The 23,349-nt window shown below is 61.1% G+C and carries 20 protein-coding genes; 8 read left to right on the top strand and 12 right to left on the bottom strand.

The window, feature by feature from the left end:
- Window positions 1-57: 57 nt before the first annotated feature.
- The 4 genes from AC1ROI_RS11130 to AC1ROI_RS11115 all read right to left on the bottom strand — a co-directional run bounded on the left by AC1ROI_RS11130 (window position 58) and on the right by AC1ROI_RS11115 (window position 2,143).
- Complete coding sequence (locus tag AC1ROI_RS11130; protein ID WP_077748287.1) at window positions 58-525, bottom strand: 7-cyano-7-deazaguanine/7-aminomethyl-7-deazaguanine transporter; 468 nt, start codon at window positions 523-525, stop codon at window positions 58-60.
- A 227-nt stretch (window positions 526-752) separates the two neighbouring features.
- Window positions 753-968, bottom strand: coding sequence for a DUF1289 domain-containing protein (locus AC1ROI_RS11125; RefSeq protein WP_010463023.1), 216 nt, complete (start codon window positions 966-968; stop codon window positions 753-755).
- Window positions 965-1,489 (bottom strand): gamma carbonic anhydrase family protein, encoded by a 525-nt coding sequence (locus AC1ROI_RS11120; RefSeq protein ID WP_007944857.1) that lies wholly within the window; start codon window positions 1,487-1,489, stop codon window positions 965-967. Before AC1ROI_RS11120 ends, AC1ROI_RS11125 begins: the two co-directional genes overlap by 4 nt.
- A gap of 54 nt (window positions 1,490-1,543) precedes the next feature.
- Window positions 1,544-2,143 (bottom strand): CoA pyrophosphatase, encoded by a 600-nt coding sequence (locus AC1ROI_RS11115; RefSeq protein ID WP_010463027.1) that lies wholly within the window; start codon window positions 2,141-2,143, stop codon window positions 1,544-1,546.
- Window positions 2,144-2,361: 218 nt separating this feature from the next.
- Here AC1ROI_RS11115 and AC1ROI_RS11110 point away from each other — a divergent pair, with 218 nt between their 5' ends.
- The 7 genes from AC1ROI_RS11110 (at window position 2,362) to nagE (ending at window position 11,113) form a co-directional block, all read left to right on the top strand.
- Entirely contained in the window at window positions 2,362-2,913 is a 552-nt protein-coding gene (locus tag AC1ROI_RS11110) for an NUDIX hydrolase (RefSeq protein WP_010463029.1), read from the top strand.
- A gap of 64 nt (window positions 2,914-2,977) precedes the next feature.
- The gene (locus tag AC1ROI_RS11105; protein WP_102595432.1) at window positions 2,978-3,481 is read left to right on the top strand and encodes a L,D-transpeptidase family protein; all 504 of its coding nucleotides are present in this window, start codon (window positions 2,978-2,980) and stop codon (window positions 3,479-3,481) included.
- Window positions 3,482-3,926: 445 nt separating this feature from the next.
- Window positions 3,927-4,658, top strand: coding sequence for a GntR family transcriptional regulator (locus AC1ROI_RS11100; protein ID WP_010463034.1), 732 nt, complete (start codon window positions 3,927-3,929; stop codon window positions 4,656-4,658).
- Window positions 4,659-4,689: 31 nt separating this feature from the next.
- Complete coding sequence (nagA, locus tag AC1ROI_RS11095) at window positions 4,690-5,796, top strand: N-acetylglucosamine-6-phosphate deacetylase (protein WP_102595433.1); 1,107 nt, start codon at window positions 4,690-4,692, stop codon at window positions 5,794-5,796.
- Complete coding sequence (locus AC1ROI_RS11090; protein ID WP_010463037.1) at window positions 5,789-6,799, top strand: SIS domain-containing protein; 1,011 nt, start codon at window positions 5,789-5,791, stop codon at window positions 6,797-6,799. Before nagA ends, AC1ROI_RS11090 begins: the two co-directional genes overlap by 8 nt.
- A gap of 35 nt (window positions 6,800-6,834) precedes the next feature.
- Entirely contained in the window at window positions 6,835-9,351 is a 2,517-nt protein-coding gene (gene ptsP, locus AC1ROI_RS11085) for a phosphoenolpyruvate--protein phosphotransferase (RefSeq protein WP_102595435.1), read from the top strand.
- Between the two features lie 46 nt (window positions 9,352-9,397).
- Window positions 9,398-11,113: an N-acetylglucosamine-specific PTS transporter subunit IIBC gene (gene nagE / locus AC1ROI_RS11080; protein WP_010463041.1), complete on the top strand. Its 1,716-nt coding sequence runs from the start codon at window positions 9,398-9,400 to the stop codon at window positions 11,111-11,113.
- Between the two features lie 81 nt (window positions 11,114-11,194).
- On the opposite strand, the gene AC1ROI_RS11075 is transcribed toward nagE, so the two are convergent.
- Both AC1ROI_RS11075 and purL read right to left on the bottom strand, forming a co-directional pair.
- Window positions 11,195-11,506 (bottom strand): YqfO family protein, encoded by a 312-nt coding sequence (locus AC1ROI_RS11075; RefSeq protein ID WP_102595436.1) that lies wholly within the window; start codon window positions 11,504-11,506, stop codon window positions 11,195-11,197.
- A gap of 5 nt (window positions 11,507-11,511) precedes the next feature.
- The gene (gene purL, locus AC1ROI_RS11070; protein WP_077748283.1) at window positions 11,512-15,408 is read right to left on the bottom strand and encodes a phosphoribosylformylglycinamidine synthase; all 3,897 of its coding nucleotides are present in this window, start codon (window positions 15,406-15,408) and stop codon (window positions 11,512-11,514) included.
- 274 nt (window positions 15,409-15,682) lie between these two features.
- On the opposite strand from purL, the gene mltF reads away from it, so the two are divergent.
- Window positions 15,683-17,143 (top strand): membrane-bound lytic murein transglycosylase MltF, encoded by a 1,461-nt coding sequence (mltF, locus tag AC1ROI_RS11065; RefSeq protein WP_010463047.1) that lies wholly within the window; start codon window positions 15,683-15,685, stop codon window positions 17,141-17,143.
- Between the two features lie 129 nt (window positions 17,144-17,272).
- Here mltF and pdxJ read toward each other — a convergent pair whose 3' ends face one another.
- From pdxJ to lepA, 6 genes are all read right to left on the bottom strand, one after another.
- Window positions 17,273-18,019 (bottom strand): pyridoxine 5'-phosphate synthase, encoded by a 747-nt coding sequence (pdxJ, locus tag AC1ROI_RS11060; RefSeq protein WP_077748282.1) that lies wholly within the window; start codon window positions 18,017-18,019, stop codon window positions 17,273-17,275.
- Between the two features lie 47 nt (window positions 18,020-18,066).
- Window positions 18,067-18,750: a DNA repair protein RecO gene (gene recO / locus AC1ROI_RS11055; RefSeq protein WP_010463052.1), complete on the bottom strand. Its 684-nt coding sequence runs from the start codon at window positions 18,748-18,750 to the stop codon at window positions 18,067-18,069.
- Window positions 18,751-18,916: 166 nt separating this feature from the next.
- On the bottom strand, window positions 18,917-19,819 hold the full coding sequence (era, locus tag AC1ROI_RS11050) for a GTPase Era (protein WP_010463054.1): 903 nt from the start codon (window positions 19,817-19,819) through the stop codon (window positions 18,917-18,919).
- Window positions 19,812-20,501, bottom strand: a complete 690-nt coding sequence (gene rnc, locus AC1ROI_RS11045) for a ribonuclease III (protein WP_010463056.1) — start codon at window positions 20,499-20,501, stop codon at window positions 19,812-19,814. The genes era and rnc overlap by 8 nt, the downstream gene beginning before the upstream one ends.
- 184 nt (window positions 20,502-20,685) lie before the next feature.
- Window positions 20,686-21,540, bottom strand: a complete 855-nt coding sequence (lepB, locus tag AC1ROI_RS11040; protein WP_010463058.1) for a signal peptidase I — start codon at window positions 21,538-21,540, stop codon at window positions 20,686-20,688.
- A 5-nt stretch (window positions 21,541-21,545) separates the two neighbouring features.
- Window positions 21,546-23,345, bottom strand: coding sequence for a translation elongation factor 4 (lepA, locus tag AC1ROI_RS11035; protein WP_042932348.1), 1,800 nt, complete (start codon window positions 23,343-23,345; stop codon window positions 21,546-21,548).
- Window positions 23,346-23,349 lie beyond the last annotated feature (4 nt).

Genomic DNA, 23,349 nt, shown 5'->3' with positions numbered 1-23,349 from the left:
GGCGCGCTTCCCATGGGGAGAAAGCGCGGCATTTTACATGAACCGCAAGGTTTGGCTTCAGCTGGCGACAGCCTGTTTGCGCAAGCGCCAGGCCATGATCAGCCACACGACCGTCACGCCGGCGAACTTCGAGCCCATGGCGGTAAGGATTACGGCCGGGGTGAAAGCATCGATCATGCCGAAGAAGATGAAGGTGTCGAGGGGAATGCTCAGGGCCGAACTTATCCACAGGCGATCGTGCAACGGACGCTTGGTGATGCTGAATACCAGCCAGTCGATGCATTCGGACACCGCGAAGGCCGTGGCGCTGGCCAGCGCGATGGACGGATCGGAGGTGACATAGGACAGGACCAACGCTGCGAGCATCGCCGCGATCGCGCCGTGGCCGAAGCGGGTTTGCACCATGTCGCGCAGGACAAACACCAACCCGCCCCAGGCCGACCAGATGATGTCCAGGTGCGGGGCGGTGGAGAAGGCGTAGTTGATCAGCACGACGCTGCTGATATAGGCGATCAGGAAGAGCATGAGGTGGCGGGATACCTGTCAATTTGGCGCACAGATTACCATCTCGGCTTTACAAATAGCCTGTGGCGAGGGCGCTTGCTCCCGCTGGGTCGCGCAGCGGCCCTGAAGTCAGAGGGCGCGGTGTGTCAGGTTGAATGTGTTTGTCAGCTATGGGGCTGCTTCGCAGCCCGGCGGGAGCAAGCGCCCTCGCCACAAAAAACCTCATCAGCCACAAAAGCTCACAGGGCTCAGGAATCGGATCTGGAAGGCAACATCCAGATCAACCCGCTCGACTTGGCCCGCTCATGGCACAGCCCCAAAACCCTGCGGCGTTCTTCGTTGTCCATGCGACTCCAGCGCGTGATTTCTTCGACCGTGCGCTGACACCCGGTGCAAATATCATCTTCGTCCAACGCGCAGATGTTCACGCATGGCGAGAGGACCGGTCGTTCGGTGGCGTTCATTCTTCCTGCTCGACCAGATCACGGGCGTAACGCTGCGAATTGTGCACATAGTGCGCGGCGCTGGCCTCCAGCATTTTCTTTTGCTGCTCGGTCAGTTCACGCACTACTTTGCCGGGCGAGCCCATGACCAGCGAACCGTCGGGAATCTCTTTGCCCTCGCCGATCAGCGAGTTGGCGCCGATGATGCAGTTCTTGCCGATTTTCGCGCCGTTGAGAATCACTGCATTAATACCGATCAGGCTGTAATCGCCCACGGTGCAGCCGTGAAGCATGGCGTTGTGGCCGATGGTCACGCCGGTGCCGATGGTCAGCGGGTAGCCCATGTCCGTGTGCATCACCGTGCCGTCCTGGACGTTGCTGTTCTTGCCAATCAGGATCAATTCGTTGTCGCCACGCAACACGGCGTTGAACCAGACGTTGGCGCCCTCTTCCAGTTTGACCTTGCCCACCAGCACGGCATTGGGTGCAACCCAGCTCTGCGGATGGGTTTCGACGCGGGCATCGCCCAGGCGATATTTCATCTTGTTGTCCTCAAGGCTCAGGCAGCCGCGGTTCACGCCATACGAACGATGGCTTCAAGTATTGATAAAGCTTTTGGGCGGGTGGTGCAGGCTGATGTCGGCGTCATAGAGCAGGTTGATCAACTCGACAATCATGATTGCCGTCAGGCCCCAGATTTTATACTCGCCGTAACGATAACTCGGCACGTACCAACTGCGCCCCTGGTAATCGATGCGGTGGGTGTGTTCCCTTGGGTCCTCACGGAAAAACTCCAGAGGCACACTGAACACGGCGGCGATCTCGGCATCGTTGGCCAGGTACTCGACAAAACCCGGAATCACTCCGACATACGGCGTGACCTTGATGCCATGCAGGGAGATCAACGGGCTCAGCGGGCCGATCACCTCGACCAGCCCCGGTGGCAAGCCGATTTCTTCTTCAGCCTCCCGTAGCGCGGTGAAAATAAGATCAGGGTCTTCGGGGTCGCGCCGCCCACCCGGGAAAGCGACTTCACCGCCATGGGTCGAGAGCCCGCTGGCGCGCAGGGTCAGAACCAGCTCCGGTTCGTCACTACGGGTGATGGGTACCAATACCGCGGCTTCGGGGAAACGTTTGTCGGTTTCCATTGTGCGTGGGGTGTGGTTGCTTACTCGATGCAGTAGCTCGTCCAGCATGAGTCTTCTCGATCTGTTGGCCGTAGGGTCTGTTGACGTTTGCTGACGAACCGCGTTGCGCGCCAACGCAGTTCGTCAGCAAACGTCAACAGACCCTATGCATCATGCACCAATCGAACCGGCCGCCCAACCCCATAACCACTGCATGTCGCTAAACGACAACTTGCCGACAGACACCGCCGCACGCCAAGATAGGCGCAGCATTCAGGAACCCCAGCATGAAATTTTGCAGTCAGTGCGGTAACCCGGTCACTCAACGCATTCCCGAAGGCGACTCGCGCCTGCGTTTTGTCTGTGACAGCTGTCAGGCGATTCACTATCAGAACCCCAATATCGTCGCCGGCTGCGTGGCGACCTGGGGCTCGAAAGTGTTGCTGTGCCGACGCGCCATCGAGCCTCGGCTCGGTTACTGGACCCTGCCCGCCGGTTTCATGGAAAACGGTGAAACCATCGAGCAGGCGGCCATTCGCGAGACCGCCGAGGAAGCCTGTGCGCGGGTGCGCAACCTGAGCATCTATACGTTGATCGACGTGCCGCACATCAGTCAGGTGCATGTGTTCTTTCGCGCGGAGCTGGTGGACCCGGATTTTTCTGCCGGCCCCGAAAGCCTGGAAGTGCAGCTTTTCGACGAAGCCGACATCCCGTGGTCCGAGTTGGCTTTCCGCACGGTGGGTCGTACCTTAGAATGCTTCTTCGCTGACCGGCGGACCGAGGTCTACCCCGTGCGGTCCGAGTCGATCCCGCCGCTTGCTCAGCCTGCCATCACCTAAAGCTCCTGGCTCCAGAATCACCTATAACTAAATAGTCGCGACACCTTTCAGGGATATCGTTTCAATGCGCTGGTTGCTTGCCGTGGTTTGCTTGTCGTTCGTCACTCTGTCACAGGCTTCCGTTGCGGAAACCCTGAACGGCAAAGTCATCGAAAAAGTTTTGGTGCTCAAATCCGCCCACCAATTGCAATTGATCAATAACGGCAAGCCGCTCAAGACCTATCGCATTTCCCTGGGCAGAAATCCGAAAGGCCAAAAACTGATGGAAGGCGATAGACGTACGCCTGAAGGTTTTTACTGGCTGGACTGGCGCAAGGTCAGCGATAAATTCAATCTGTCGATGCACATCTCCTACCCCAACATCAGCGACGCTGCCCGCGCCCGGCGTGAAGGCGTCGATCCGGGTAGCATGATCATGATCCATGGCACACCAGATACCGAAGAAAACCCGGAAGACCTGTTCCACACCCTGGACTGGACCGACGGCTGCATTGCCATGCGCAACATGGACATGCGTGAGGTCTGGGGCCTGGTGCCGGATGGCACGATGATCGAGATTCGCCCGTAACCCCTTTACCTGTGGCGAGGGAGCTTGCTCCCGCTGGGCTGCGAAGCGGCCCTCAAATCAGCGAATTCGGTGTCAGATCATTTTTTAGGGCCGCTTCGCGACCCAGCGGGAGCAAGCTCCCTCGCCACAAAAGCACCGAGTCCTTCTTCTTAGCGCTACCTTCGGTCGCTCCTCGAAAAATAAATTCAAAAGATCGCAGCCTGCAGTAATGACTGCCGGGAAGATACCAATCTCCCCGGCAAGCGTTACCCCAGGCTGCGATCTTTGCGCTCAAAACCCCCACCTCTAATACCACTTGATACCAAACCCCATTTCCCGCACTCAACAGGGCCGCCTTTCCCACGCCAACGGCAAAGTACTGGCATTGACATGGTATTCAAGTGGTATTAATTTTCGGCCATTCGCGGAACACAACACTCCAATATCCGCATCGGACATCCCTGACATGAATGACCTCCAGGCCCTACGCCCTGACGACACCCAGCCCACGCCCCTCTACCTGCAACTGGCGCGCAATCTGGAAGCGGCGATCCATGCCGGGCAGTGGAAAGCCGAGCAGGCCATGCCTTCGGAGCGCAACCTCAGCGAGCTGCTGGGCATCTCCCGCGTCACCGCCCGCAAGGCACTGGAAGTCTTGTTCGAACAGGGTCTGATCCGCCGCAACCAAGGCTCCGGCACGTTCATCACGCCGCGCCTGGAACAACCGCTGTCGCGCCTCTCGGGTTTCAGCGAGATGCTGCGCCTCAAGGGCTTCGTTCCCGGCTCGCAATGGCTGGAACGGGAGATTACCCCGCCGACCCACGAAGAACTGATCCGCCTCGGTCTCTCGCCCAACGACAAGGTCGCGCGGCTCAAACGTCTGCGCAAAGCCGACGACACGGTGATGGCGATCGAGATGAGCACCCTGCCCGCCTCGATCATTCCCAAGCCGCAAGCGGTGGGTGATTCACTCTACGAATACCTCGACGGCATCGGCAAACCGATCGTCCGCGCCTTGCAGCACATCCAGGCGATCAACGCCTCGGACGAATTCGCCGCCCTCGTCGGCATCGCCCCCGGCACCGCCATGCTGCTGATGACCCGGGTCGGCTACCTGGAAGACAACACGCCAATCGAAGTCACCGACACCTACTGCCGCAACGACTACTACGACTTTGTTGCAGAGCTTCGTCGCTAACCCGCTTCGCCGCTAAAACCGAGAACCGATCATGTCCGAAGACAACATCCTCACCGCCCACGGCTGGGTTCGCGGCCGGCTGATTCACGAACACGGCAAGGTCATGTCCATCGAAGGCGTGCCGTGCGATCCGGCCGACAACGACTTGCCCTATCTGCTGCCCGGCTTCATCGACCTGCACGTCCATGGCGGCGGCGGCAAAGACATCATGGAAGGCGCAACCGCCTTCGAAACCATCAGCAAGACCCACGTGCGTTTCGGCACCACGTCGCTGCTGGCGACCACCATGACGGCGCCGCCGGAGGAGATTTCCAGCGTGCTCAAAGCCGTCGGCGAGTTCTGCGAGCAGCGGCCGGAAGGCTGTGCCCGGGTGCTCGGCGTGCACCTGGAAGGCCCGTACATCAACCCCGGCAAACTCGGCGCCCAGCCGAACTTTGCCCACACCGCGCTGATGGCCGAAGTCGAGGACTACCTCACGCTGGCACCGATCCGCGTGATCACCATCGCCCCGGAAATCGCCGGTCACGATGCCTTGATCCGCACCCTCAGTGCACGCGGTATCCGCATGCAGATCGGCCACACGCTTGGCAGTTACGAGGAAGGCGTCGCCGCGCTGGCGGCCGGCGCCAGCAGTTTCACTCACCTCTACAACGCCATGAGCTCGTTGCATCACCGCGAGCCGGGCATCGTCGGTGCGGCGCTGGCCCACGCCAAATACGCGGAGCTGATCCCGGATTTGCTGCACGTGCACCCCGGCGCCATGCGGGTCGCCCTGCGCGCGATCCCGTGCCTGTATTGCGTCACCGATTCCACCGCCGCCGCCGGCATGCCGGACGGCGAATACAAGCTCGGCAGCCACACGGTCACCAAGTGCCTGGGCGGCGTGCGCTTGCCCGACGGCACCCTGGCCGGCAGCACACTGACCATGGATCAGGCCCTGCGCAACCTGGTGAAAATCGGTCTGCCGATCGCCGAGGCGTCGCAACGTCTTTCGCAATTCCCCGCCGATTACCTCGGCCTCGAAGAACGCGGCCGCCTGCAACCCGGCAGCTGGGCCGACTGCGTGCGACTGGATCGCTCACTCACACTCACCGCCGTCATGGTCGAAGGAGAAGACATTGACTTCAAAAATGCTTGAAGAGGCGCTGTCCTCGTTCGAGGCCGTGCAAGCCCAACTGCAGCAACTCGACCCGCAGATGATCGAGATCGCCGGGCGCCTGCGCCGTCAGCCGCCGCAAGTCGTGATGACCGTCGCTCGCGGCAGTTCAGACCATGCTGCCAGTTACTTCGCCTACCTGACCATGCAGCAACTGGGCTACCCGGTGGCGTCGCTGCCGATGTCGGTGGTGACCATGCTGCAAGCACCATTGAAAGTCAGCGGCCAAGTGGCGTTCGCGTTCTCGCAGTCGGGGCAAAGTCCGGATCTGGTGAACAGCCTGCGCCTGTTACGCAAACGCGGGGCCCTGAGCATTGCCCTGGTCAACGCCGAAAGCTCGCCGCTGGAAGCCGCGTGCGAATTCAGCCTGCCGCTGTGCGCGGGAACAGAAAGCAGCGTTGCCGCCACCAAGAGTTTCATCGCCACCCTCAGCGCCAGCGCCCGTCTGATCGCCCACTGGAAAGAAGACGTGGAATTGCTCGAAGCCGGCAACGCCTTGCCGGAAGGTCTGCGCGAGGCGGCGCAACAGGATTGGAGCCTGGCCATCGACGCCCTGCGCGATTGCCAACGCTTGATGGTAATCGGCCGCGGTGCCGGTTTTGCCATCGCTCAGGAAGCAGCCCTCAAGTTCAAGGAAACCTCGGCGATTCAAGCCGAAGCCTTCAGCAGCGCCGAAGTGCGTCACGGCCCGATGGCATTGATCGACGAGAATTATCCCTTGCTGATCTTCGCTCCACGGGGTGCCGAGCAGGCCGGTTTGCTGAGCCTTGCTGCCGACATGCGCCAGCGCGGCGCGCGCGTTCTGCTGGCGGCACCGGACGACATTGCCGAACGTGACCTCACGCTGACCCGCGCCGAACACCCGGCCCTGGACCCGATTCTGGCGATCCAGAGTTTCTACGTCATGGCCGCCGGTTTGGCCGTGGCCCGCGGCATGGACCCGGACCAGCCGCGGCATTTGAGCAAAGTGACGCGCACGCACTAAGTCCGCCCCGAACGATTTCCTGATGAGACCGAGCCATGCATAACAACAATAAAGAGCTGACCCTCAGCGCCCCGCTCAGCGGTCCGGTGCTCACGCTCGCCAAAGTCCCGGACCCGGTGTTCGCCAGCGGCGCGATGGGCGACGGTATCGCGATCGATCCACTGAACGACACCCTTCACGCCCCCTGCGCCGGCGTCGTGGTGCACGTAGCCCGTAGCGGTCACGCCGTCACCTTGCGTGCCGACAACGGTGCCGAATTGCTCCTGCACCTGGGCCTCGACACCGTCGAGTTGCAGGGCGAAGGCTTCTCGATGCTGGTCAAGGAAGGCGCCCGCGTCAGCAATGGCCAACCGTTGCTGCGCTACGACCTGGACAAGGTCGCGCAGCAGTGCAAAAGCCTGGTCAGCCTGATGATCCTGACCAACAGCCAGGAGTTTCAGGCGCGGCCCATCACGCTGAAATCGGTCAAAGTCGGCGACCCGCTGCTGCACATCATTCGCCGGGCGGCGCCGGGCGCCCAGGCAGAGGCGGACCTTTCGGCTGAAGCGCATTTCGGTCACGTGCGCATCGCTCATCGCGGCGGTCTGCATGCTCGCCCTGCGGCGCTGATTCGTCAGACCGCACAAGGGTTCAAGAGCAAATCGCAGCTGCATTTCGCTGGCAAATCGGCGACCTGTGACAGCTTGATCGGGCTCATGAGCCTGGCCGTCGGCGAGCAGGATGAGGTTCAGGTCAGCTGCCAGGGCCCGGACGCCGAGGCGGCATTGCAAGCGTTGCTGATCGCCTTGTCCACGGCGTTGGCCGAAGACAGCCATGCCGCTGCGCCTGCGCCGATCACCCGACGCACTCGGACTGCCGAAGCGGGTGTGCTGCACGGCGTTTGCGCCGCGCCCGGCCTGGTCGCTGGCCCCTTGTTTCGCTTGAATACCATCAGCCTGCCGGTGGATGCCGGCCACCACGCTCCCGAGCCACAGCTGCACGCCCTCGATACCGCATTGACCGTCGTGCGCGGCGAAATCGAGCACACCCTGGCCCAGGCCAGGAAACACAAAAACACTGACGAAGAAGCGATTTTCACCGCGCACCTCGCCTTGCTCGAAGACCCGGCGCTGCTGGACGCGGCCAACGCCTGCATCGCTCAAGGCATGGCCGCGACGCACGCCTGGAGCCAATCGATCGACGTGCAGTGCGACGTCCTTCAACAACTCGGCAGCGCGTTGCTGGCCGAACGCGCCAACGATCTGCGCGATCTCAAGCAACGGGTGCTGCGCGCCTTGCTCGGCGAAGCCTGGCACTACGACGTGCCGGCCGGCGCCATCGTCGCCGCCCATGAGCTGACGCCGTCGGACTTGCTGCAACTGAGCGAGCAAGGGGTCGCCGGGTTGTGCATGGCCGAGGGCGGCGCGACGTCCCACGTCGCGATTCTGGCGCGGGGTAAAGGTTTGCCGTGCCTGGTGGCGCTGGGTTCGGCGCTGCTGGATCAGGCGCAAGGTCAGGCGGTGGTGCTGGATGCCGACGGTGGTCGGCTCGAATGGGCGCCGACGGCCGAACGCCTGGCCGACGTGCATCAGGCGCAACGCGATCATCAGCAACGCCGTGCGCTTCAACAATCGCAGGCTCATACCCCGGCACTGACACGCGATGGCGTGCACATCGAAATCGCCGCCAATGTCGCGTCCAGCGCAGAAGCGGCCGATGCGCTGGCCAACGGCGCCGATGGCGTCGGTCTGCTGCGCACCGAGTTTCTGTTTGTCGACCGCAACACCGCGCCGGACGAACAGGAGCAACGCCTCGCCTATCAAGCCGTGCTCGTCGCCATGGGTGACAAGTCGGTGATCATCCGCACCATCGACGTTGGCGGCGACAAGCAACTCGACTACCTGCCATTGCCGGTCGAAGCCAATCCGGTGCTCGGCTTGCGCGGCATTCGCCTGGCTCAGGTGCGGCCGGAATTGCTCGATCAGCAACTGCGCGCACTGTTGCACGTCAGCCCGCTGTCGCGCTGCCGGATCCTGTTGCCGATGGTGACCGAGGTCGATGAGTTGCTGCACATCCGCCAGCGCCTCGATGCGTTGTGCCTGGAACTCGGGGTAAATGAACGCCCGGAGCTGGGGGTGATGATCGAAGTCCCGGCCGCTGCGCTGCTGGCCGAGCAGCTTGCAGAGCATGCGGACTTCCTGTCCATCGGCACCAACGATTTGTCGCAATACACCCTGGCGATGGACCGCGACCACGCCGGCCTCGCCTCGCGCGTCGACGCCATGCACCCGGCCTTGCTGCGGCTGATCGCCCAGACCTGCGCCGGCGCGGCGGTGCATAACCGTTGGGTCGGCGTCTGCGGTGCTCTCGCCTCTGATCCGCTGGCCACACCCGTTCTGATCGGCCTGGGCGTCAGCGAGCTGTCGGTCAGCCCGGTGCAGATCGGTGAAATCAAGGACCGCGTGCGTCACCTCGACGCCGCGCAATGCCGACGCGTCAGCCACGACCTGCTCAAGCTGAGCAGCGCCGGGGCGGTGCGTCACGCCTGTCACCAGCAATGGCCTCTGAGCTGAACAACTACAACACCTCTCAAACAAAAAGAGCACAGGGAGAACCGCCATGTACCAATATTTCATCGAGGGCCTGCAACGTCTCGGCCGCGCGTTGATGCTGCCGATCGCGATCCTGCCGATTGCCGGCCTGTTGCTGCGTCTGGGCGACACCGACCTGCTGAACATCGCCATCATCCATGACGCCGGCCAGGTGATCTTCGCCAACCTGGCGATGATCTTCGCCATCGGCATCGCGGTCGGTTTCGCCAAGGACAACAACGGCACCGCAGGCCTCGCCGGGGTGATTGGTTACCTGGTGATGATCTCCACGCTCAAGGTCCTCGATGCGAGCATCAACATGGGCATGCTCGCCGGGATCGTCAGCGGCTTGATGGCCGGCGCGCTGTACAACCGCTTCAAGGACATCAAGCTGCCGGAGTACCTGGCGTTCTTCGGCGGACGGCGCTTCGTGCCGATTGTCACCGGCTTCGCCGCCGTCGGTCTGGGCGTGATTTTCGGTTTGATCTGGCCGCCGATCCAGCACGGCATCAACGGTTTCGGCGCACTGATGATGGAGAGCGGCAGCATCGGCGCCTTCGTCTTCGGCGTGTTCAACCGGTTGCTGATCGTCACTGGCCTGCACCACATCCTCAACAACATGGCGTGGTTCGTCTTCGGCAACTTCACCGACCCGACCACGGGTGCCATGGTCACCGGCGACCTGTCGCGCTACTTCGCCGGTGACCCGAAGGGCGGCCAATTCATGACCGGCATGTTCCCGGTGATGATCTTCGGCCTGCCCGCCGCCTGCCTGGCGATGTACCGCAACGCCCTGCCGGAACGCCGCAAAGTCATGGGAGGGATCTTCCTGTCGATGGCGCTGACTTCCTTCCTGACCGGCGTCACCGAACCCATCGAATTTGCGTTCATGTTCCTCGCACCGTTTCTGTTTTTGCTCCATGCGCTGCTGACGGGGTTGTCGATGGCGATCACCAATGCGCTGAACATCCACCTGGGTTTCACCTTCTCGGGCGGCTTCATCGACATGGTGCTCGGCTGGGGGAAATCCACCAACGGCTGGTTAGTGGTGCCGGTAGGCTTGGCGTATGCGGTGGTCTATTACGGGGTGTTTGATTTCTGCATTCGCCGCTTCAACCTCAAGACGCCAGGGCGTGAAGAGGTGCCGACGGGTGACAAGATTGTGGTCACCGAGAATGAACGAGCCGGGGCATACATCAAGGCACTGGGCGGGGCACAGAATCTGATCACCGTCGGGGCATGTACCACGCGGTTGCGGCTGGACATGGTGGATCGCAACAAGGCCAACGATGCGGAGTTAAAGGCGCTGGGGGCGATGGCGGTCGTGCGTCCCGGCAAGGGCGGGAGCTTGCAGGTGGTGGTCGGGCCGATGGCGGATAGCATTGCCGATGAAATTCGTCTGGCGATGCCGGCGCTGGGTCGTGCGCTGGTGTCCTCTCCTCCCGCGGTGATCGATGCACCGAAACCTGCGGCGGTGGCAAATGCAGAAGCGCAGCAATGGCTGGATGCCTTGGGCGGTGGGGACAACGTGCTGCAGATGGATTGCGTGGCCATGACCCGGATTCGACTGCACCTGGCGGATGGCAAAGCGTTGTCAGAGAGTGATTTGAAGGCGCTGGGTTGTCAGGGAGTCAGTCAGCTGGAAGGCGGCATCTGGCACCTGCTGGTTGGTGACAAGGCGCCGAGTTTGAATGGCGCGTTGGAGGCGTTGGTCAATCGCAGTGAGGTGAGTGCCAAGGTTTAATTTGATAGGGCGTCATTCCCGCTACACATAAAAAACCCGCTGATCTGCATCAGCGGGTTTCTTTTACAGCGGCCAGAAAGATCAAAAATCCTCCAACCGCCACACCTCATAAGCCGGTGTCTCGTAGGGATGGCTGAGTTTCAACGCGGCCACTACGGCCACGATCAACTCATCCGCCACCACCAGCTCAACCTTCCATTCCTCAACCTGCTCGACCTGCCCCGCTTCCCCAATAAACGGCTGACTGCCGTCCAAAGGCCGAAACTGGCCTAACCCAAGCACCTGCCACGCGCAATGATCATAAGCCCCGATCCGCCCGCCACCGGCAGCGAATACAGCGCTCTTGACCAACTCGACATGGCTGGCCGGAACAAAAAAGCTGAGCTTGTACACAGCCCTTAGTTCACCCAGACGCGCGCATTACGGAACATACGCATCCAAGGAGCGTCTTCGTTCCAGTCTTCCGAACGCCACGAGTTCTGCACAGCGCGGAACACGCGTTCCGGGTGCGGCATCATGATCGTTACGCGACCGTCGCGGCTGGTCAAACCGGTGATCCCGCGCGGCGAGCCGTTCGGGTTGGCCGGGTAGTTTTCGGTGACCTTGCCGTGGTTGTCGACGAAACGCATCGCCACGCAACCCGACAGATCGGCTTCCAGCAACGCTTCTTCGCTGGCGAACTCGGCATGACCTTCACCGTGAGCGATGGCGATCGGCATGCGCGAACCGGCCATGCCTTGCAGGAAGATCGAGTTCGACTCCTGGACCTGAACCATCGCCACACGCGCTTCGAACTGCTCGGAGCGGTTGCGCACGAAGTGCGGCCAGAACTCGCTGCCCGGGATCAGCTCGTGCAGGTTGGACATCATCTGGCAACCGTTGCACACGCCGAGGGTGAAGCTGTCGTTGCGTTCGAAGAAGCCCTGGAACGCATCGCGAGCACGGCTGTTGAACAGCGCGGACTTGGCCCAGCCTTCACCGGCACCCAATACGTCGCCGTAGGAGAAACCGCCGCAAGCCACCAGACCCTTGAACTCGTTCAGGTCGACACGGCCGGCCAGAATGTCGCTCATGTGCACGTCGATCGCGTTGAAACCGGCGCGGTCGAACGCGGCCGCCATTTCCACCTGACCGTTGACGCCCTGCTCACGCAGCACGGCAACCTGTGGGCGGATGCCTTTCTTGATGTAAGGCGCGGCGACGTCCTGGTTGACGTCGTAGCTCAGCTTGACGCTCAGGCCCGGGTTGTCTTCTTCCAGCAGCACGTCGAACTCTTGCTCGGCGCAGTCGGCGTTATCACGCAGACGCTGGATCTGGTAGCTGGTTTCAGCCCACTGACGTTGCAGCAGACGACGCTGACCTTCGAACACGGTTTCGCCGTTGAAGGTGATGTTGATCTGGCCGTTGTTCATCGGCTGACCGATCACCGACACGCACTCGCCCAGACCGGCAGCGCTGAACTGCGCGAGGATGTCCGGCGTGGCGTCCTGGCGAACCTGGATCACGGCGCCCAGTTCTTCGTTGAACAGGATCGCGGCGATGTCAGCAGAAGTTTCAGCCAGACCGTCGAGGTTCAGGCTCAGACCACAGTGACCGGCGAACGCCATTTCCACGGTGCTGGTCAGCAGACCACCGTCGGAACGGTCGTGGTAGGCCAGCAGGTGACCGTCGGCATTGAGGCCTTGGATCACGGCGAAGAAAGCTTTCAGGTCTTCGGCATCATCGACGTCCGGCGCTTGCGAACCGAGCTTGCCGTGAACCTGGGCCAGGATCGAGGCGCCCATGCGGTTCTGGCCACGGCCCAGGTCGATCAGGATCAGGTCGGTGGTGCCCTTGTCCATGCGCAGTTCCGGGGTCAGGGTCTGACGGATGTCAGCCACTGGCGCGAAACCGGTCACGATCAGGGACATCGGCGAGGTCACGGTCTTGTCGACGCCTTCGTCGTTCCAGCGCGTGGCCATGGACATGGAGTCCTTGCCCACCGGAATGGTAATGCCCAGGTCCGGGCACAACTCCATGCCAACCGCTTTCACGGTGTCGTACAGACGCGCGTCTTCACCCGGGTGACCGGCAGCGGACATCCAGTTCGCCGACAGTTTGATGTCGGAGATCTTGTTGATGCGCGAAGCGGCAATGTTGGTCAGGGTTTCGCCGATGGCCATGCGGCCCGACGCCGGAGCGTCCAGCAGTGCCAGCGGAGTACGCTCGCCCATGGCCATGGCTTCACCGGTGTAGACGTCGAAGCTGGTGGCGGTGACGGCAACGTCAGCCACCGGAACCTGCCACGGGCCGACCATTTGGTCACGGGCCACGAGGCCGGTGATGGTGCGGTCGCCGATGGTAATCAGGAAGCTTTTGCTCGCCACGGCCGGGTGATGCAGCACGCGCTCGACGCAGTCGGCAATGTCGAGGGTCGACGGATCGAAATCGTCGCCCAGTTCGTTTTCACGAACGGCCGAACGGTGCATGCGCGGGGCTTTGCCCAGTAGCACTTCCAGCGGCATGTCCACCGGGCTGTTGCCGAAGTGACTGTCGGTGACCGTCAGTTGCGGCTCAGCAGTCGCTTCGCCAACCACGGCGAACGGGCAACGCTCACGTTCGCAGATCGCCTGGAAGCGTTCGAAGTCGGCCGGGCCGACCGCCAGAACGTAGCGTTCCTGGGATTCGTTACTCCAGATTTCGTGCGGGGCCATGCCCGGCTCGTCGTTTGGAATGTTGCGCAGTTCGAAGCGGCCACCACGGTCGCCATCGTTGACCAGTTCCGGGAAGGCGTTGGACAGACCACCCGCGCCGACGTCGTGGATGAAGCTGATCGGGTTTTTGTCGCCCAGTTGCCAGCAACGGTCGATAACTTCCTGGCAGCGACGTTCCATCTCAGGGTTTTCGCGCTGTACCGAAGCGAAGTCCAGGTCTGCCGAGCTGGTGCCGGTGGCCATGGAGGAAGCTGCGCCGCCGCCCAGGCCGATGAGCATTGCCGGGCCGCCGAGGACGATCAGCTTGGAGCCAACGGTGATCTCGCCTTTCTGTACGTGTTCGGCACGGATGTTACCCATACCGCCGGCCAGCATGATCGGCTTGTGGTAACCGCGAACTTCGTCGCCACGCGGGGTGGTGATCGACTGTTCGAAGGTACGGAAGTAACCGGTCAGGGCTGGACGGCCGAATTCGTTGTTGAACGCGGCGCCACCCAGTGGGCCTTCGATCATGATGTCCAGCGCAGTAACGATGCGCTCAGGCTTGCCATACGGCACTTCCCATGGCTGTTCGAAGCCCGGGATCTGCAAGTTGGAGACGGTGAAACCGGTCAGGCCGGCCTTTGGCTTGGCGCCACGACCGGTAGCACCTTCGTCGCGAATCTCGCCGCCACTGCCGGTGGACGCGCCCGGAAACGGGGCAATCGCGGTCGGGTGGTTGTGGGTTTCGACTTTCATCAAGATGTGCACCGGTTCCTGCACCGCACCGTACTGGCGGGTTTCAGGGTCCGGGAAGAAACGGCCGGCGACGTTGCCGACGATCACCGAAGCGTTGTCCTTATAAGCCGACAGAACGCCTTCGCTGTGCATCACGTAGGTATTCTTGATCATGCCGAACAGGCTTTTTTCCTGGCTCTGACCGTCGATGTCCCAACTGGCGTTGAAGATCTTGTGACGGCAGTGCTCGGAGTTCGCCTGGGCGAACATCATCAGTTCGATGTCGTGAGGATTGCGCTTCAAGCCGACGAAGGCGTTGACCAGGTAGTCGATCTCGTCTTCGGCGAGGGCCAGGCCCAGCTCGGTGTTGGCTTTTTCCAGCGCGGCGCGGCCGCCACCCAGCACGTCAATCGCGGTCAGCGGTTTCGGCTCGGCGTGGCTGAACAGGCCGGCGGCTTGTTCGAGGTTGCCCAACACGATTTGAGTCATGCGGTCGTGCAGACCGTCCGCAATCAGTTGCGCGTCGGCGTCACTGAACTGACCGGCCACGTAAAACGCGATGCCGCGTTCCAGACGCTGGATCTTGCTCAGGCCGCAGTTGCGAGCGATGTCGCTGGCCTTGCTGGACCACGGCGAGATGGTGCCGAAACGTGGCAACACCAGGAACAGACGACCGGTCGGCTCTTGTACCGGAACACTTGGGCCGTACTTCAGAAGGCGCGCGAGCACCTGCTGTTCGTCGCCGGTCAGGACGCCGGTGACTTCGGCGAAGTGAGCGAATTCAGCATACAAGCCGCTGACAGCCGGGACCTTCTGGCTCAGTTGCTCAAGGAGTTTGCTGTGGCGAAAGGCAGAAAGGGCAGGAGCGCCGCGCAGGATCAACATCTTCGGGACAGCCTCGGGAAGGGGTGTGCTTTGAGGCCGTGCATTCTAGCCTAAACCGCCCGCGACATCACCCGAAACGGTGCGCGCGGGTGCACCCGAACGTCGGGCCGGGCATTTGGACCTTAAACAGCGGTTCGCCGAGGGTTATTTTTTATGTCACAAATTACCGTTCGGGCCCATTCCTGCGGGCTCCAAGCGGGTTTTACGCTGCCTAGCAGACAAGCCCTTCGCTGTCGAGATATGGCGCTCGTGGTCCTTTGCGTATACTGCGCAGATGTTTTCCCCAACGGCTTTGCGTCCGCGGTTCGCCAAATGGCTGATCGCAACCGGACTCTTCCTGATGCTCAGTGGCTGTGTTGATAAACCCAACACGCTGGAGCGCGTAAAGGAGGATGGTGTGCTGCGGGTGGTTACCCGAAACAGCCCCGCCACCTACTTTCAGGATCGCAACGGTGAAACCGGCTTCGAATACGAGCTGGTGAAGCGCTTCGCCGACGATCTGGGGGTGGAACTCAAGATCGAGACCGCCGACAACCTCGACGACCTGTTCAATCAGGTGGGCAAGCCTAACGGCCCGGTGCTGGCTGCTGCCGGTCTGGTCAGCAGCGAGAAACGCAAACAACAGGTGCGGTTTTCCCACTCCTATCTCGAAGTCACCCCACAGGTCATCTACCGCAACGGCCAATCGCGGCCAACCGATGCTGGCGACCTGGTCGGCAAGAAGATCATGGTGCTCAAGGGCAGCACCCACGCCGAGCAATTGGCGGAGCTGAAAAAGAAATACCCCGGCATTGAATACGAAGAGTCCGACGCCGTTGAAGTCGTCGACTTGCTGCGGATGGTCGATGAAGATCAGATCGACCTGACCCTGGTCGATTCAAACGAAGTCGCGATGAACCAGGTCTACTTCCCCAACGTGCGAGTAGCCTTCGACCTCGGTGACTCCAGCAACCAGAGCTGGGCGGTGGCCGCTGGCGACGACAACAGCTTGCTCAACGAGATCAATGCCTACCTCGACAAGGTGAAGAAAAACGGCACCTTGCAACGCCTGAAGGACCGCTATTACGGGCACGTCGACGTACTGGGTTACGTGGGCGCCACCACCTTCGCACAACACTTGCAGCAACGCCTGCCCAAGTACGAGCAACACTTCAAGGCCTACGCCAAGAAAGAGAAAGTCGACTGGCGCCTGTTGGCGGCCGTCGGTTATCAGGAGTCGTTATGGCAAGCCGCGGTCACGTCCAAGACCGGCGTTCGCGGGCTGATGATGCTGACCCAGAACACCGCGCAGGCCATGGGCGTATCCAATCGCCTCGACCCCAAGCAAAGCATCATGGGCGGCGCCAAATACCTGGCCTACATGAAGGATCAGCTGGACGAATCGATCCAGGAGCCGGATCGCACCTGGTTTGCACTGGCGGCCTATAACGTCGGCAGCGGCCATCTGGATGACGCGCGCAAACTGGCGGCGAAAGAAGGCCTGAACCCGGACAAGTGGCTGGACGTGAAGAAGATCCTGCCGCGCCTGTCAGAGAAGAAGTGGTACAGCAAGACGCGTTATGGCTACGCCCGGGGCGGCGAGCCGGTGCACTTCGTGGCGAACATCCGTCGTTACTACGACATCCTGACGTGGGTCACGCAGCCACAGCTTGAAGGCAATCAGGTGGCTGAAGGCAACCTGCATGTGCCGGGGGTCGACAAGACCAAGCCGAATCAGGAAACCCCGCAGCTTTAAATCTGGGTTGCTTTTGAGGACGCCTTCGCGGGCAAGCCTCGCTCCTACAGGGCCGGTGTCGTATGCAAAGTTGCGGCACAACACGGACCTGTAGGAGCGAGGCTTGCCCGCGAAGGCAGCACCTCGGTCTCAGCCCTTCAAGGCCGCAGCCAAGATCAATGCTTTCATCTCGGACACCGCCGACTTGAACCCGACAAACAACGCATGCGCCACCAGCGCATGGCCGATGTTCAGTTCGTTGATGCCCTTGATCGCGGCCACCGCTTCAACGTTGTGATAATGCAGGCCGTGGCCGGCATTGACGATCAGCCCCTGAGCCAGGCCAAACGCTACGCCATCCGCCACACGCTTCAGCTCTTGCGCCACGTCGGTCGGTGTCTCGGCGTCGGCATAACGACCGGTGTGCAACTCGATAGCCGGCGCACCCACACGACGGGACGCTTCGATCTGCCGCTCGTCTGCATCGATGAACAGCGACACCTCACAGCCAATCTTCGACAGGCGATCCACCGCCGCCTTGATCCGCGCCTCTTGCCCTGCCACGTCCAGGCCACCTTCGGTGGTCAGTTCCTGACGGGTTTCCGGGACCAGGCAAATGTGCGCCGGGCGGATGCGCTCAGCGAACACCATCATTTCTTCGGTGACGCCCATTTCGAAATTCATGCGGGTTTGCAGTACATCCTTGAGCAACAGCACGTCGCGCTCCTGGATGTGTCGACGGTCTTCGCGCAGGTGCACGGTGATGCCGTCAGCCCCCGCCTCTTCCGCGTCCAGCGCTGCCTTGACCGGATCCGGGTAACGAGTGCCCCGGGCCTGACGCAGAGTGGCAACGTGGTCGATGTTCACGCCAAGAAGAATGCGATTGCTGGTGGTCACGGAAGCGCTCCTGAATTTAAAGATTCGGCGCACAGCATACGGGGAGACTACGGCTTGCGAAACAGCTCGCGACTGACCAGCGGACGACCGCCCAAGTGAACAGCCAATGCCTGACGCATCAGACGCTTGGCGGCGGACAGCGCACCGGGTGCGGTCCAGTCAGCCTCAGCCATGGCCAACAGCTCGGTGCCGTTGAACAGACCGGGTTGCAGCAGATAGACCTGCTCCAGGCCAGCATCCACTTGCAAACGATATAGACCGTCCGGAGCAATGGGCTCGCCGTGGATGTCGGTGGTCAGGGCAAAACCGTAACCGAGATCGTCGAGCAGGCGCCACTCGAAGGATCGCAGCAACGGCTCCAGCGGTCGGCCTTCGGCCAGCGCCAGCAACGTCGCAGCGTAGTGATCAAACACGCCTGGGTGCGGGTCTTCGGCGGGCAGCAAGCGGATCAGCAGTTCGTTGAGGTAGAGGCCGCTGAACAGCGCCTCGCCGTTGAGCCAGGTTGAAACACCGGCGGCTTCCATTCGCCCAACGTTCTTCAGCTCACCCCGCCCGCGAAACTCCACTTCCAGCGGCACGAAGGGCCGCGCCAATGTCCCGGCCTTGCCCCGCGCGCTGCGCAACACCGCCCGTAGCCGACCTTGCGGCGTGAGGAAGTCCACCAACGCACTGCTTTCGCGGTAGGCGCGGGAGTGGAGGACGTAGGCGGGTTGGCCAATGGGCTGGGACATGGAGTTCTCAATGAAGAAACGCGACCTTATAAACAACCAGAAACCAATGTGGGAGCGAGCCTGCTCGCGATTGCGGTCTGCCAGTCAACAGTGATGTTGAATTTCAGGTCCTCATCGCGAGCAGGCTCGCTCCCACAGGGGTTCTTCGGAGTATCTGGATCCGGTGTTACAGGTCGCCGTAGCCCAGCGAACGCAATGCGCGCTCGTCGTCGGACCAGCCGCCTTTCACTTTCACCCACAGGTTAAGCATGATCTTGGAGTCGAACAGCAATTCCATATCCTTGCGCGCCTCGGTGCCGATGCGCTTGATGCGCTCGCCCTTGTCGCCAATGATGATTTTCTTCTGGCCGTCACGCTCGACGAGGATCAAGGCATGGATGTGCAGGGTTTTGCCCTGCTGCTTGAACTCTTCGATTTCGACGGTGATCTGGTACGGCAGTTCGGCGCCCATCTGGCGCATGATTTTCTCGCGCACCAGTTCTGCGGCGAGGAAACGGCTGCTGCGGTCGGTGATCTGGTCTTCCGGGAAGAAGTGATCGTTTTCCGGCAGGTAACCGGCAATCACCCGCTCCAGCGCTTCGAGGTTGTGCCCGTGCTGGGCCGAGATCGGCATGATCTGCGCGTTCGGCAGCTGCTCCTGCAACCAGCTCAGGTGCGGCATCAGTTCGGCTTTGTCTTCGATGCGATCGGTCTTGTTCAGCGCCACGATCAGCGGGCCGGTCACGTACTGGACGCGCTCGAGGACCATCTGGTCTTCGTCGGTCCACTTGGTGCGATCCACCACGAAGATCACCACGTCGACGTCTTTCAACGCCGCCGAGGCGGTCTTGTTCATGTAGCGGTTCAGGGCCTTTTCGCCGCCCTTGTGCATGCCCGGGGTGTCGACGTAGACAGCCTGGATGGCGCCTTCGGTCTTGATGCCCAGCATGTTATGGCGGGTGGTTTGCGGCTTGCGCGAGGTGATCGCCAGTTTCTGACCCAGGATGTGGTTCAGCAGCGTGGACTTGCCCACGTTGGGACGGCCGACGATGGCAACATAGCCACAGCGAGTTGCAGTTGAATCAGTCATTGCCATTCTCCACACCCAGGGCAATCAGTGCTGCGGCGGCCGCTACCTGTTCGGCAATACGACGACTCACACCCTGACCTCGGCTTTTTTCATTCAGTAAGGTGATTTCACATTCGACGAAGAACGTCCGGCAATGCGGCTCACCCTGGATATCCACCACTTCGTAACGCGGCAGCTCGCAACCACGCGATTGCAGGAATTCCTGCAGGCGGGTTTTTGGATCTTTGTTGGTGTCGACCAGCGTCAGGCCTTCGAACTCACCGGCCAGCCAGGCCAGCACGCGTTCGCGCGCCATGTCCATGCCAGCGTCCAGGTAGATCGCACCGATCAACGCTTCGAGGGCATCGGCCAGAATCGACTCGCGACGGAACCCGCCGCTTTTCAACTCACCGGAGCCCAGGCGCAGGTATTCGCCCAGATCGAAACCGCGGGCCAGTACGGCCAGCGTCTCACCTTTCACCAGACGTGCGCGCAAACGCGACAACTGGCCTTCACGGGCCAGCGGGAAGCGATCGAACAGCGCCTCGCCAGCGACGAAGTTGAGGATGGCATCACCGAGGAATTCCAGGCGTTCGTTGTTGCGCCCGGCAAAACTGCGGTGAGTCAGGGCCAGGACCATCAGCTCCTGATCCTTGAAGGTGTAGCCGAGCTGACGCTCTAGACGGCTTAAGGAGACGCTCACGGTTTACCCACGCTGAGTTCGTGGCTGGATTCCACCGCCATGGCCGTGATACGACGCAGGCTTGGGACAATTAACGCTGTGTTCAAAAATTACGTCCTGAATATCGTTGTTTTCATGCCTCTGGCGCCGATTGTGCCGACTCCAGAAATGCATTCGGCGCTGTGTTCAACAGCGCCGTGTGTGATTACTTGATCAGGCCAACCCGCGAGAAATTCGGCAGGTGACTGAGTTTGGGTTCCGGCCAGCTCATCCAGACTGCGAAGGCCTTGCCGACGATATTCTTGTCGGGAACCATGCCCAGCAGATCCTTGGGAATGCTCGGATCGTCCCAGTAGCGACTGTCGTTGGAGTTGTCGCGGTTGTCGCCCATCATGAAGTAGTGCCCGGCCGGCACGGTCCATGAACGGTCCGGCGATGCGCGATAGCGGCTCATCTCCTTGCGAATCAGGTGCTCGGCGACACCGAGTTTTTCCTTGTAGAGCTCGGCACTGCCCAACGTGCCCGGCTCGGAGCCGACCAGTTGTTCGGCAATCGATTCACCGTTGACGAACAGACGCTTGTCGGCGGTGTAGCGAATCTGGTCGCCCGGCAGGCCCACCACACGCTTGATGTAGTTGACGTTCGGATCGCTCGGGTAGCGGAACACCATCACATCGCCGCGCTGCGGATCACCGACTTCGATGACTTTCTTGTCGATCACCGGCAAGCGGATCCCGTAAGAAAACTTGTTCACCAGAATGAAGTCGCCGACGTCCAGGGTCGGTTTCATCGAGCCGGAAGGAATCTGGAACGGCTCCACCAGGAACGAACGCAGCACCAGCACGATGAACAACACCGGGAAGAACGACTTGCCGTATTCGACCAGCAGCGGCTCTTTGTTCAGTTTCTCGACGACCACCATGTCAGCCTGGCTGACACTCCCCTGATAGGAGTTGATGGCAGCCCGGCGCCGAGGCGCCAGGAACAGCAGATCGAGCAACGCCAACAGGCCGCAGACGAACACGGCGATGACCAGCAACAGCGGGAAATTTAGTGACATAGGACCTAACTATCCAACCTGAGCACCGCAAGGAAGGCTTCTTGTGGAATTTCCACGTTGCCGACTTGCTTCATGCGTTTCTTACCGGCCTTTTGCTTTTCAAGCAGTTTTTTCTTACGGCTAACGTCACCGCCGTAGCATTTGGCCAATACGTTCTTTCTGAGTGCCTTGACGGAGGTCCGCGCAATGATCTGCCCGCCAATGGCGGCCTGGATCGCGACGTCGAACATCTGGCGCGGAATCAGTTCTTTCATTTTCTCGGTCAACTGGCGACCTTTGTAGTGCGCGTTATCCTTGTGCACGATCAGCGCCAGGGCGTCGACCTTGTCACCGTTGATCAGCACATCCAGTTTCACCAGATTAGCCGACTGGTAACGATCGAAATGATAATCCAGCGAAGCATAGCCGCGACTGGTGGACTTCAGACGGTCGAAGAAGTCCAGGACCACTTCGTTCATCGGCAAATCGTAGGTCACCTGGACCTGCGTACCGAGGAACAGCATGTCGTGCTGCACGCCGCGCTTCTCGATGCACAGGGTAATGACGTTGCCCAGGTGCTCTTGCGGCACAAGAATATTGGCCCGCACGATCGGTTCACGCATGTCTTCGATCGAGGACAGGTCTGGAAGCTTCGACGGGTTATCGACGTAAATCGTTTCACCGGTTTTCAGCAACAGCTCGAAAATTACGGTCGGCGCCGTGGTGATCAGGTCCAGGTCGTACTCGCGCTCCAGGCGCTCCTGGATGATTTCCATGTGCAGCATGCCGAGGAACCCGCAACGGAAGCCAAAGCCCAGGGCGTCGGAGCTTTCCGGGGTGTACTGCAGGGACGAGTCGTTGAGCGTGAGCTTTTGCAGGGCTTCACGGAAATCTTCGAAGTCGTCGGAGCTGACCGGGAACAGGCCGGCATAGACCTGCGGCTGGATGCGTTTGAAGCCTGGCAGCACGTCAACGTCCGGCGTGGAGCTCAAGGTCAGGGTGTCGCCGACCGGTGCACCGTGAATGTCCTTGATGCCGGCAATGATGAAGCCCACTTCGCCGGCTTTCAGGTCAACGGTGGCGGTGTGTTTCGGGTTGAAGACACCGACGCTGTCCACCAGGTGGATCTTGCCGGTGGACTTGACCAGGATCTTGTCGCCCTTCTTCACACGACCGTGACGCACGCGTACCAGGGAAACAACGCCCAGGTAGTTGTCGAACCAGGAGTCGATGATCAACGCTTGCAGCGGATCTTCGTAGTTGCCGGTCGGCGCAGGAATGGTGTGAACCAGGCGTTCGAGCACTTCGTCGACGCCCAGGCCGGTCTTGGCACTGCACTCGACCGCATCGGTGGCATCGATGCCGATGATTTTTTCGATTTCTTCTTTGACGCGGTCCGGATCGGCCTGCGGCAGGTCGATCTTGTTCAGGACCGGCATGACTTCAAGGCCCTGCTCGATCGCCGTGTAGCAGTTGGCTACAGACTGCGCTTCAACGCCCTGACCGGCATCGACCACCAGCAACGCACCTTCACAGGCCGCCAGCGACCGGCTGACTTCGTAGGTGAAGTCAACGTGGCCCGGGGTGTCAATGAAGTTCAGCTGGTACTTGATGCCATCGCGAGCGGTGTAATACAGGGTGACGCTGTGGGCCTTGATGGTGATCCCGCGTTCACGTTCCAGGTCCATGGAGTCCAGCACCTGGGCTTCCATTTCGCGCTCGGCAAGGCCGCCGCACATCTGGATGAAGCGATCGGCCAGCGTCGACTTGCCATGGTCAATGTGGGCGATGATGGAGAAATTGCGGATATGACTCAAATCACTCACGGAT

This window comes from Pseudomonas sp. GW823-FHT02C02 (assembly GCF_058797635.1).
This window is presented reverse-complemented; position numbering and strand designations above follow the sequence as displayed.